The organism is Nocardioides panacisoli, assembly GCF_039537325.1.
Taxonomy (GTDB): Bacteria; Actinomycetota; Actinomycetes; order Propionibacteriales; family Nocardioidaceae; genus Nocardioides; species Nocardioides panacisoli.
Genome location: NZ_BAABAH010000024.1, coordinates 18,743 through 30,407, shown reverse-complemented (window position 1 = coordinate 30,407; position 11,665 = coordinate 18,743). Strand labels below are relative to the sequence as shown.

10 protein-coding genes and 1 pseudogene are annotated in these 11,665 nt (G+C 68.0%); 6 read left to right on the top strand and 5 right to left on the bottom strand.

The features are described 5' to 3' along the window. The first annotated feature begins 274 nt into the window (after positions 1-274). The gene (locus ABD709_RS20930) at positions 275-1,321 is read left to right on the top strand and encodes a tyrosine-type recombinase/integrase (protein ID WP_344779004.1); all 1,047 of its coding nucleotides are present in this window, start codon (positions 275-277) and stop codon (positions 1,319-1,321) included. A 175-nt stretch (positions 1,322-1,496) separates the two neighbouring features. Here ABD709_RS20930 and ABD709_RS20925 read toward each other — a convergent pair whose 3' ends face one another. After that, a complete protein-coding gene (locus ABD709_RS20925) occupies positions 1,497-4,043 on the bottom strand; it encodes a S8 family peptidase (RefSeq protein ID WP_344779003.1) in 2,547 nt (848 codons plus the stop codon). Next, positions 4,036-5,001: an AAA family ATPase gene (locus ABD709_RS20920; protein WP_344779002.1), complete on the bottom strand. Its 966-nt coding sequence runs from the start codon at positions 4,999-5,001 to the stop codon at positions 4,036-4,038. The genes ABD709_RS20925 and ABD709_RS20920 overlap by 8 nt, the downstream gene beginning before the upstream one ends. 205 nt (positions 5,002-5,206) lie before the next feature. Here ABD709_RS20920 and ABD709_RS20915 point away from each other — a divergent pair, with 205 nt between their 5' ends. Next, on the top strand, positions 5,207-6,241 hold the full coding sequence (locus tag ABD709_RS20915) for a tyrosine-type recombinase/integrase (protein WP_344779001.1): 1,035 nt from the start codon (positions 5,207-5,209) through the stop codon (positions 6,239-6,241). Positions 6,242-6,263: 22 nt separating this feature from the next. Here the strand turns inward: ABD709_RS20915 and ABD709_RS20910 are convergent, their stop codons facing one another. From ABD709_RS20910 to merA, 3 genes are all read right to left on the bottom strand, one after another. After that, entirely contained in the window at positions 6,264-6,386 is a 123-nt protein-coding gene (locus tag ABD709_RS20910; protein WP_344779000.1) for a hypothetical protein, read from the bottom strand. Between the two features lie 398 nt (positions 6,387-6,784). Beyond that, positions 6,785-7,453, bottom strand: a complete 669-nt coding sequence (merB, locus tag ABD709_RS20905) for an organomercurial lyase MerB (protein WP_344778999.1) — start codon at positions 7,451-7,453, stop codon at positions 6,785-6,787. Positions 7,454-7,481: 28 nt separating this feature from the next. Beyond that, positions 7,482-9,014 carry a mercury(II) reductase gene (gene merA, locus ABD709_RS20900; protein ID WP_425575212.1) on the bottom strand — a complete coding sequence of 511 codons (1,533 nt, stop codon included), beginning with the start codon at positions 9,012-9,014 and terminating at the stop codon, positions 7,482-7,484. Positions 9,015-9,029: 15 nt separating this feature from the next. Between merA and ABD709_RS20895 the strand changes: the two genes are divergently transcribed. The 4 genes and pseudogenes from ABD709_RS20895 to ABD709_RS20880 all read left to right on the top strand — a co-directional run bounded on the left by ABD709_RS20895 (position 9,030) and on the right by ABD709_RS20880 (position 11,619). After that, positions 9,030-9,419, top strand: coding sequence for a heavy metal-responsive transcriptional regulator (locus tag ABD709_RS20895; RefSeq protein WP_344778998.1), 390 nt, complete (start codon positions 9,030-9,032; stop codon positions 9,417-9,419). Continuing rightward, a complete protein-coding gene (locus ABD709_RS20890; protein ID WP_344778997.1) occupies positions 9,416-9,880 on the top strand; it encodes a YdeI/OmpD-associated family protein in 465 nt (154 codons plus the stop codon). The genes ABD709_RS20895 and ABD709_RS20890 overlap by 4 nt, the downstream gene beginning before the upstream one ends. A 311-nt stretch (positions 9,881-10,191) precedes the next feature. Further along, a pseudogene (locus ABD709_RS20885) lies at positions 10,192-10,358 on the top strand (YnfA family protein); the annotation flags it as partial. Between the two features lie 619 nt (positions 10,359-10,977). Continuing rightward, positions 10,978-11,619, top strand: a complete 642-nt coding sequence (locus tag ABD709_RS20880; RefSeq protein WP_344778996.1) for a hypothetical protein — start codon at positions 10,978-10,980, stop codon at positions 11,617-11,619. The last annotated feature ends 46 nt before the right edge of the window (positions 11,620-11,665 follow it).

Genomic DNA, 11,665 nt, shown 5'->3' with positions numbered 1-11,665 from the left:
CCTGGGTGAGGCCTTGGGTGGTGATGGCTGTGATGACCAGCCGCGCTCTCGACACGGGTGAGCATCACGGGCCCGTCTTGCAGATGTCGTGAGACATGCCTTGCAGATGTCCTGAACCAGCACACTGCCCCCGCTACAAATTTCAGGCTCGGAGATCGTGGATCTCCGAGCCTGAAAGCATTTGAGATTCGATCCGACAGCCAGAAACCGGCCTTAACGTCCCCATCTCCTACCTGCCAGCGTCCTCGGTGGCGCCGATCGGTAGGACGAGCGCATGACTCTCGCCCTCGTCCCCACTCGTGTCGCCGCTTTCGACGCGACTCTCGCCCCACCCGCTCTCGTCCCTGGTCCACGGATCCTCGGCTGGTCCGAGACGCTCCCCGACGGGCTGACCGACCTGGACCTCACCCGGATCACCGAGGCAATCGCGGCGGGGCGCGCGGAGTCGACCCGCCGGTCGTACGCGTGGCAGTGGGGCCGGTTCGAACGCTGGTGCGCCGAACGCGCTATCACCTCCATGCCGGCGACGCCGGCCACCGTCTGCGCCTATATCACGGACTTCGCCGCGCAGGGCGTCGCTGCCGGCACCATCGAATGTGCCTGCGCCGCGATCGCCGCCGAACACGAGACCGAAGGCTGCACCAACCCGATCGCCGACCTCGCGGTCAAGGCCGTCCGCCGCGGCCTCCGCCGCACCTTGGGCACCGCACCCCGCCGCCGGTCCCGGCCCCTGAACACTCACGAGATCCGCCGCATGGTCGACCACATCGACCGCAACACCGCCCGCGGAGCCCGGGACGCCGCTCTCATCCTGGTCGGCTTCGCCTCGGCCCTGCGACGCTCCGAACTCGCCGGCCTCGACCTCGCCGACATCGAACCCAAACCCGAAGGCCTGCTCGTCCGAGTCCGCAAGTCCAAGACCGACCCCGAAGCCCGCGGCCAACTCGTCGGCGTCGCCCACGGCCAGCACGCCGAGACCGACCCGGTCACCGCCCTTGACGGGTGGCTCGCCCACCGCGGTAGACACCCCGGACAGCTCTTCCTCGGGTTCCACTACGACCGCATCGGCCCCCGCCCGTTCACCGGGAGCGGACTGGCACGGATGCTCAAAGAACGTGCGGCAGCCGCTGGCATTCCGTCCGAGCGCGTCAGCGGACACTCGCTGCGGGCCGGACACGCCACCACGGCCGCGATGGCGGGCGTCGGCCTCGACCGTATCGCCGCCCAGACCCGGCACAGCAGAATCTCTACTCTGGTCGAGCACTACATCCGACCCCTCGAAGCCATGGAGGTCACCTCCAGCCGCGACCTTGGCCTCTGAGCGTCTCTAGGGGGGGAGAGAGATCCACAGCCTGCGTCGAAGGCGAAACCCCGGCGATGTGAGCGAAGTCAGTGATCGTTCCGGGGTCTTCATCGACCACAATACCTCCGGCCGCGATCGTCGGCCTCTGTCCAGCTGCGACGATCGGCGATCAGAACGTGCCCTGCCACCGACCTCAGGTCGCGGAGACCTCGATCGGGACGTGGAGAAGGTTTGCGACCGGCGTGTACAGATCGACGCCGGTGGCCTCGGTCTTCAAGGACACCACCAGCGAGTAGCGCACTGACTGGTCGACCCGCTCGCGCTTCTTGGTGTTCTTCCACCAGCCGCCCACCGGATAGACCGCCAGCCGGCCGGTGCTCGCCAACTCGGCGGCGGACGTCTCCCAGATGTCCTGGTGGAGCGAACCGTAGTTCCGTTGCTTCGATCCGACGAGCCAGGAGACCTGTCCGCCCATGGGTCGACCGCCACCCTCTTCGGTCCGCGCTTCCCGGTTCACACGCTGGACGAACTGCGCCTCGTTCTCCAGCGGGTCCTGCAACTCGAAACGCAGCCCATGGGACGCGTACCGGTACCGCTGCCGCCAGCCACGGCGTGAAGCGGTCGGCTCAATGAAGTAGGAGAGAGTGACCCGCAGAGAGACTGGTGCGTCGCCAAGGTCCTGAAGAACCTCGCGCGGCCACGGGAGGTCATGGAGTCGGAACGACGGAACCTTGAAATCATCGCCATCGAAGGGCGTGAACTCGTCCTGAACGACCAGCGTCACTGCTTGATCGGACGAGAAGAGAACCCGATCTTCGGTTGGAACACCCCAGCCGTACCTTCGGAGGAGATGTTGCTGGGCTTCGAGGCCACGCGCTCTTGCCGCATCCAACTCGCTGCGCATCGCTGGTGTCCACTCGGCCGCATGGACGAGAAGCGCGCGGACCGTCTCGGGCCAGTACTCCGGATACGTCGCCATCACGACCGCGCCGAGGCGGGCGGCTTGAGCGGTCGCGGCACTCGTCGCGTTCGCCGACGTGAGCGACTGGTCGTTGCCGTGTCCGGTCGAGCGAAGCGACACCACAGCGTGATCAGTCTCGAACAGGGACGCCCCGTCATGGAGGACGTTGCCTCCCTCCACCACGATGTCAGGCTTGATCGGCCAAGGGCGGGTCCCGAAAAGCAGAGAAGTGCGGCTGTGGGGCGACAGCTGTCCGTCGGGCGCGAGCGCGTTCCATCCTGCGTAGGCCGGATCGGAGGGCGGGGTCACCAGCTCGGTGTGGGCGCCGACCGTGAGCGCGTTCCATGCCTGTCCCGGATCGCGGATGGCCGAGGTGTCGGATTGGGCCAAGTGGTCTCGGACGTAGTCATCGACGTTCCCGGCCGACACGACAAACAGCCGGGCGGCGGCAGGATCGGGCGCATCGAGGAGCCGCAGTTCGTCGCCGTCACGCACGACGCTTGCCCCCGCCGCCAACGCATCGACGGTGGCGGACCACAGGGTCGGCTGCCCAGGGTTGCCTGGAGTATCGCTATTGGTACTGACGGGCATACAGAACGCCCGCCGACGGGACGCCGTGATCTCCGGCAGCGCGACTGCCTGAGCTGTCACATCCCCGTACGTGATGGGATCGTGCAGCGGCTCCGACTTGGCTGGAAGGATCTTGACGGACTCGAGCCTGTGCCGCAGCGGCACCGGCGCGTTACCGATGAGGAAGCCGTCAAGGTTGGCGCCGAACAAACCGAGGCCGGCCATCTTGGTGCCGTGACCGTCAAGGTCGAAGCCACTTGCTCCGACGACGGTGTGGAGGTCTTGGGGCGCGAGGGATCCTTCGAGCAGGAGGTGGGTGCGCGCCACGCCCGAGTCGAGGTGGCACACCGCTGGTTGCACTTCGTCGGCTGGCTCCAGGCGCTTCGCGAGTTCATCGACATACTCGGCTTGTTCGTCGACCGTGAGGTCTTCGATCGAGTCGATGAACTCGGGGCGCCGAATTTCCGCGACAGGTACCGCGGTGAACGGCAGCACCTCGATCTGTGACCACGTTGATTCCAGCCACATGACGTCGCGATCCACGAGCCTGACGAGGCGTTCGGAGACAGCGAGCCCACCGGCGTTGGCGAACCGACGGACCAGTTCAGGGCCATCGGTGCTCGGACGGAGCCAGATCTCCCACCAGGTCTTCTGGCCCTCAGTCGGCGCACCCTCGGACTGCCACAGGTCACGAAGGACAGTTGTTCGGATACGAGCGATGTTCGCGACGAGCTCGTTGTTGCCTGGCCTACCGGTCTTCGTCTCCTTTCCCAGGTAGTCCTCAAAGAGCTTGAGGAACTGGGGGCGGTACTGGTCGCTGACCCAGACCGTGGCGAGTTCTGGACTGCCGGTGGCCTCGTCGGCCGGAAGCACGGACAGGAGCAGCCACTTCGGCTTCTTGTCCTCTGCCTTCCGATGGTTCGTCACCTGCTGCAGGCTGTCGACCTTGAGCGGGTAGGAGGCGTCGTCGCCCTCCAGGGTCACGATGGTCCCCAAGGCGCGCAACTCGTCCTCGTTGAGCTGTTCGTTGCGAGACTCATCGGCCGCCTCGAACGCCGACTGCAATTCGCCAAGGCGCCCGCGGCCGTGCCCGGCGCGATCCTCGACCGGCCGAATCTTTGGGTCGCCGCGACCTGGGCGGCGGAAGTCTTCGTTTGCCGAGCGATCTTCTACCAATAGGTGGCTGAGGTGCTCGCGACCATCAGCCAAGGCTCGCCGCCTGTCGTGACTTGAGGGCCACCTTCACGTCATCTGCCGTCACCCGCGTCCCGCCCGAAAGGATTACGCTCTTCGCCGCTGACTCCGCAGCGCGGACAAGATCGGCGTGAGAGAGACCGGTCATGTGATCGGCCAGCGACGGCCAGCGGATGCCCTTGGCAATCGACCCAAGACGACCGCGCATGACCGCAGCGGCCTGCTTCGAGTCTGGGAGTGCGTAGTCGAGCACCATGTCGAAACGGCGGAAGAGCGCCTTGTCCAAGATCGACCGATGGTTGGTGGCAGCGATGATGAGGCTTTCGCTGGAACTGTTCTCGAGGAATACGAGGAAAGAGTTCAGGATGCGCCGAGCCTCACCGACGTCGTTGCCTGCTCTGTCGCCGCCGAGGGCGTCGAACTCGTCGAACAGGTAGACCGCGCGCTGCGACTCGGCGGACTCGAAGATCACGCGAAGCTTGCTCGCGGTCTCGCCCATGAACTTGCTCATCAGGCTGTCCAAACGAATGGTCAGCAGTGGGAGCGATAGCTCATGCGCCAAGACGGCGGCCGTCATTGTCTTGCCTGTTCCAGGAGGGCCCTCGAACAGGAGGCGATGGGCAGGCTCGTAGCCGTGGTCGAGCAGGCTCTTGCGTTGCCGCTGCTCACTGAGGATGCGCTGGACCTGAACCGCTAGGTCCTCCGGAAGGACTAGCTCCTTCAGCGTGACCGTCGGATGAGAGGCGATGACGAGGTCCGACAGATCGCCTCGGGGCTGGGCGATCGAGGTGACCTTCGTCGGCCGCTCGGCGCGAGCACCCTCGACGGCAGTCTTGAGGTCTGCGGCGAGTCGATGGTGACCTTGCCGGGCAGCTTGGGCTGCAACCTGGAGCGCAACGGAGTAGAACGCCTCGTCGTCGCCGTTCCCGTGGCTTCGAACGAGCGCCTTGAAGTGTTCACCTGAGCCGGCCATGATCCACCTCCCGCCGTACGTCGCCTCGTCCCCTGAGTCTAGGACGAGCCGCCGTCAGAACCACGCCGAACCCGCGTGGTGGATCGGATCGGGGCGCCGTAGCCCCGGGAACAGGTGATTCGACCCGCTGGCAGAAACTGGCCTTAGCGTCCCCAACTCGGACCCGGACGGGTCAGCCGCCGTCGCGGATCGGTAGGACGAGGCCATGAATATCGCACTCGTCACCGCGTACGACGCCACCCTCGCCACCGCAGCCCCGGTCCCCGGCCTCCGCAGCCTCGGCTGGTCTGAATCCCCACCCCAGGGACTGTCCGACCTGGACCTCACCCGGATCACCGATGCCATCGCAGCCGGCCGCGCAGCGTCCACCCGAAGGACGTACGCCTGGCAGTGGGGACGCTTCGAACGCTGGTGCGCCGGACGGGGCATTACCGCGATGCCTGCCTCACCGGTCACTGTCTGCGCCTACCTCGCCGACTTCGCCGCCCAGGACGTCGCCGCTGGGACCATCGAGTGCGCCTGCGCCGCAATCGCCGCCGCCCACGAGACCGAAGGCGAGGTGAACCCGATCGCCGACCAGTCGGTCAAGGCCGTCCGGCGCGGTCTGCGTCGGACCCTGGGCACCGCACCGCGCCGCCAGTCCCGACCCTTGAGCACCGACGACATACGCCGCATGCTCGCCAACATCGACCGCGCGACGGCCCGCGGAGCCCGGGACGCCGCCCTCATCCTGGTCGGATTCGCCTCGGCGCTGCGCCGCTCTGAGCTCGCGGGCCTTGAGCTCGCCGACATCGAGCCCAAGCCCGAAGGCCTGCTCATCCGCGTCCGCAAGTCCAAGACCGACCCCGAAGCCCGCGGCCAGCTCGTCGGCGTCGCCGACGGTCGGCACGCCGAGACCGACCCCGTCACCGCCCTCGACGCCTGGCTCGCCCACCGAGGCACCTGGCCCGGACAGCTCTTCACCGGCTTCCACCATGACCGCATCGGCTCCCGCCCCTTCACCGGCAGCGGCCTGGCCCGAATGCTCAAGGAACGCGCCGCAGCAGCCGGCATCCCGTCCGAGCGCGTCAGCGGACACTCGCTCCGGGCCGGACACGCCACCACCGCCGCCCTCGCCGGGGTCGGACTCGACCGCATCGCCGCACAGACCCGGCACACCCGGATCTCCACCCTGGTCGAGCACTACATCCGACCCCTCGAAGCCATGCGGGTCACCTCCAGCCGCGACCTCGGCCTCTGAGCGCACAGTCAGGGGGTCGCGGTCAGCCGGCCGTCGGCGTCGCGGGTGTAGCCGAGACCCCGGCGTTATTGGCGTCGAGGAATCCCGCGATGTCACGCTCGGTTGCGTACGCCGCCACGTCGACGATACCGAAGTTGGCCACCACGGGGTCATCGGCCTGCGCGTTGGCCAGGGCGTTGGCAGTGGGCCCGCATCAGCCGCATTCGACGGAGAAGAAGAGCACCACGGTCGGCTGCCGCGGAATCTGAGGTGCCGCGGCGGCGGGTCACGGTCCAGACGACTGCCGCAACGAGCAGGGCGACCGCGGCGCCGAGTACCCAGGTGTTGCCCAGCCAGCCTCCGATGACACCCAGGGCGCCCGCTGCGATCAGTGCGGGCCCGGCGCAGCAGACCGCTGCGAACAGGGCCATCCCTGATCCGAGCAGCAACCCGGACGGTCCCGACCCGTCGGGCGGTCCCGGCGAATCGGACCTGTCGTTGTTCATGATGGCTAGTTCCTTGCTGGATGGTCGGCTGTGGTTGGTGGGCTTGGGGTGGCGGAGATCAGCAGCAGGGGTGCTTCGCGGTCGCGTTCGGGGTGGGTGTGGTTGCGGGGGCGACGCGGTCGAGCATCGTGGTGGTGAGATCGGTGGCCAGGCGGTAGGCATCGGCGACCGGGAGGATTTCGCCTCCCGGGTTTGCCTCCAGCCACGGCTGGGCGTCCTCGGCGGAGGTGAAGTAGTGGACCTGGTTGCAGAAGGATGAGCGGATCGAGCTCAGGTCCTCGGGGTTGACCAGGGACACGACCGCGGTGGCCGGCTCGACCGCGGTCACGCCGGTGGGGGTGGCGGTCACTCGGACCGTGCCGCCGCTGGTCGGGGAGGTCGACTCGATCGTCGCGGCCCTGTCGATGATGACGGGGAAGATCAGGGTGTCCAGGGCACACCAGGTGTAGAGCTCTTCCCCGGCCACGGTGAACCGGTGGCGGGTGGTCCGCAGCGTCAGGCCCTGGCCCACGACGTGGCCCTCGTCGTCGTACTCGGTCTCCGGCGTCGCCGCCAAGGCCGTGCGGGTGGCCTCCTCGGTGAGTCCGGCGGCGTCGGCGAGGTCGGTCACCGCGACCGGTTCTCCGGCCGCGAGCAGGCGCAGCAGCGGCACCAGCACGGCCGGGTCGAGCCCGGATTCGTTCGGGGAGACCAGCCGGTTGTTGAGGTCGTCGCTGAGAGAGGTCATCAGAATCCTTCCGGAAGTTTCGGGGTTGTTAGGAGGCGCAGCAGGAGAGCATGGAGACTTCGGTCGTGAAGGACTGGCAGGCGATCTTTATGCCCTCGGCCATGGTCAGATAGGGCGCCCATTGGTGCGCGACCTGATCGACGCTCATGCCGGCTTCGAGGAGGTAGACCCCGGCGGCGGCGAGCTCGCCGGCGTCCTTGGCGACCGCGGTCAGACCCAGGATCTGCCCGGTGGCGGCGTCGGCGACAATCTTGATGAAGCCGCGGGTGTCGCGGTTGACCAGTGCCCGGGGCACGTACTCCAGGGGTAGCACCCGGCAGTCACACGCGATACCGGCGGCCAGGACCTCGGCCTCGGTCATCCCGACCGAGCCGAGTGCGGGACTGGTGAACGTGACCCGGGGCAGGTGTCGGTAGTCGACCTCCCGGTCGGCGCCGGCGAAGGCGTTCTCGACGATCATCGTGCCGTGGGATGCCGCGACGTAGACGAACTCGCGGTGACCGGTGACATCCCCAGCAGCCCAGATCCGCGGGTTGGAGCTGGACAGCCGGTCATCGACCACCATCTCGCCCAGGTCCCCGGTCTTGACGTCGACCGCCTCCAGGTTCAGGCCGTGGGTGACCGGGCGCCGGCCCAGCGCGACCAGCAGCCGGGAGGCACGGAACTCCTGAGTTCCGCCCGAGACGGTGGCGGTGGCGACCACCTCGCCCGTGGTCTCGTCACGACGTACCGACGTGGCCGTGGCGCGGCGGACTACCCGGATGCCCTCGTCGGTGAACACCCCGATCAGCGCCTTGGACGCCTCCGGTTCCTCCCGCGAGGCCAGCCGGGACCGCACCAGCATGGTCACCTTCGAACCGAGCCGGGCGAAGAGCTGCGCCTGCTCCAGCGCCACGTACCCGCCGCCGAGTACCAGCAGCGACTCGGGCACCTCGTCGAGCTCCATCGCCGTGGTGGACGTCAGGTACTCGACCCCGCTGGGGTTCTCTGGTCCGGCCAGACCATCGATGGGCGGGATCCAGGGCTGCGACCCGGTGGCGACCAGGTAGTGGCCGGCCTCCACGGTCTCGGTGGTGCCATCGGTCCGCGCCACATCCAGCGCCGGGGCGTCGCCGGTGCCCGTGAAGGTCGCGTCACCCTGCACGATCGGCCAGCCGTAGGCCGCGGCCACGTCGGCGTATTTCTCAGCGCGCATCGACTCGACCAGGGCCTGCTTGCCAGCGATGAGGGCGGGCATGTCCACGTCCGCCGCCGAGGCGGCGATCCCCGGGAACCGGCCGGCATCACCCGCGACGTGCCGGACCTCGGCCGTAGCGAGCAGGGCCTTGGACGGAACGCACCCCGTGTTCACACACGTGCCACCCAAGGTGGCCCGCTCGATCATGACCACGGACCTGCCGAGCTTGGTGGCGTGGATGGCGGCAGCGAAGGCGGCGCCGCCGGACCCCACGATCGCGAGATCGACCTTCATGTCGGGCATATCAACGCCTCCCGGGGCTTGGTTCGGACTGGGTACGCGGCCATACTGGACCTTCCAGTGCAGGGGAAGGTCAAGCCGCATGAGGGACCAACGTCCATGAGGATCGGTGAACTCGCCGAGGCGACCGGCACGACGACCAAGACGCTGAGGTTCTACGAGGATCAGGGCCTACTCCCGGCCGCCGACCGAACCCCGTCGGGCTACCGCGACTACACCCCCGACATGCTGGGCCGACTCGACTTCATCCACCGCGGGCAAGCCGCCGGCCTCACGCTGGCCCAGATCAAGCAGATCCTCGGCATCCGCGACAGCGGCACGCCACCGTGCGGACACGTCAGCGACCTGCTCACCGAACGCCTCCGCGACCTCGATGCCCAGATCGCCCAGCTGGTCGATCTCCGCCGCACGATCGCCGAGCTCCACGACAACGCCGCACTGGCCGAGCCCGACACCTGCCCGCCCGACCAAGTGTGCCGCTACCTATGAGCCGGCAACAGCGATTCCGCACCACGGTCAGTGTCGACCAGCGCGGTCGCACCCTCGTACCGATCCCGTTCGATCCCGACCAGGTCTGGGGCTCGAAGACCCGCCACCCGGTCAACGGATCGGTGGATGGACGCGGAATGCGCGGTGTCATCGAGAAGCGAGCCGCAGGGCCGGTCATCGCGCTGGGGCCAGCCTGGTGCCGGGTCCCGCTTCCCGACGGCGCAACGATCGAAGTCGTGCTCGAACCCGAGGGGCCCCAACGCGCGGACCTCGCCCCAGACATCGCCCAAGCACTCGATGCTGCCCCCGAAGCGGCAGCCTCCTTCGACGCGCTCGCACAGTTCTACCGAACCAAGTGGCTCCGCTGGATCGACTCGACAAAACGCCAACCCGACCAACGCCCGGTCCGCATCGCAGAAATGATCAGCCTTCTCCAACAGGGACTCAAAGAGCGGCCCTGAGGCTCGGCCATCGCCCTGCATGAGAGCGGACCCGCTGTCAGTGCGGCAACTTTGAGAGCCGGGCGCCGACGTGAGCGGGCGGCCTTAGGCCAGGTCCTGGTCTCGCTTCCACTGCGCCGTGGCTGAACTCTTGTGGTGAATCCCGAACAGCCTGGCGGGGAACCACCACTTGACCGCCCGACCGACCGCGGTACGGCGGCACCAGCAGTCGGCGTCGCATCCACACTCGCGGTTGCGAGGGTTGTGGATACGCTGCATCACAGTGCGGCTCACAATGGTGAGTCTAGGTCGCGCACGTTGAGGGCAAGGAGGACGCACACTTCGGCCGCATCCTCGCCGCCTACGGGGGCGTCTTCATCGCCGGCTCACTCGCCTGGGGATGGCGATGGACGGCTTCAAGCCCGACCGCTACGACGTCATCGGTGCTCTCGTCTGCCTCGCCGGCGTCAGCGTGATCATGTACGCGCCGGGACCCTAGGATTCGAACCAGCGGCCACGAACCGGCCACGAACAGTCGGCCACGATCCCATGCCACCCCGTTACAATCCGAAGTGGACTGTGAGGTCTTCCCGTGTAAACCCGAGGAGATCCGCGATCTTCCAAGCCACTCCGTAGCGTCCGATCTCGCCCAGAGGTCGCAGGTTCAAATCCTGCCCCCGCTACCAAGCCCAGGCCCGGGATTCAGAGCGAATCCCGGGCCTGAGTGTTTGTGAAGACCGATCGCCTGGCGATCGTTCGCAGGGTGCCCGGGCCCGGACGGGAGGCGAACGTGCAGGGTTCGTGAAGATCGTGTGCGACCGAGGTCGACACCCAGAGTGTCTGGATAGCGTGCTCGCATGAACGCCGAGGCCAGGTACATGGCAGAGATCGACGCGGCTCTGCGGGTCCGCGGCCGACGCCGGAGGCGGTTCGTCGCCGAGTGCCGTGAGCATCTTGCGGCTGCGAGCGCTGTCCGTGGTCCTGACGAAGCCGTACGGCGCTTCGGGACGGTTGCGGAGAGGGTTCGAGACTTCGAGCTGGAGGTCGCCGTAGGGGGTTCCCGAGCCGCCACCGTCCTGACGGCAGCCGCTGTGCTCGCTGTCGGAGCCTCGACACTGATGATGATCCAGGCAGCGGATCCCGGCGTCTCGGCACCGCCGGGGTGGGCGGTCCTGTTCTTCGCATCGGCGCAGACCACCGCGGTCGCGGTTCTCCTCGCGGGACTGCGTGCGGTTGCGATGCGCGACGAGGGCGGCACCCCCGCTGACGTGATGCTGCTGTGTCGTCGGAACTCGGTGGCTCTGGGGTTCGCCTTGGTCACGATGTTCGCGGCCGGGGGCGGCGTCACCGGGAGCACGGACGTGTGGCGGATCCTGCTCGGGCCAGCGACGGCAGCCATCGCCTCGATCGCTCTCGTCCGGGCCGCCCGCCTGGCGCGGCCGCACCGCCAGGATCGGGCGCGCACCGTCCGTGCGCCGCTGGACGACCTCACCCGGCTTGCCCGCCGGACGGCCGGCGATCGTCCGGCTCGGGGTCGGCTCTCACGACCGAGCGTGATCCTGGTGGCGACGACGCTCGTTGCTGCAGGCGGGGCGTTCTGGTGGAACCACCTCGACCACGGCACGACGGCTGGCTCGGGCGTGGCAGCCGGGATCGAGTCGGCATGCGTGCTCGCCGGATTCGCTCTCCTCGGGCCGGTCCTGGGCCCGCATGCGGCGCCCATCCGCCGGCGCCACGCCCTGCGGCGAACCTCCGGCTGAGGCCCGGGACCGGTTTCTGCAGGTTTCCCGCGCCGCGATCCGGACC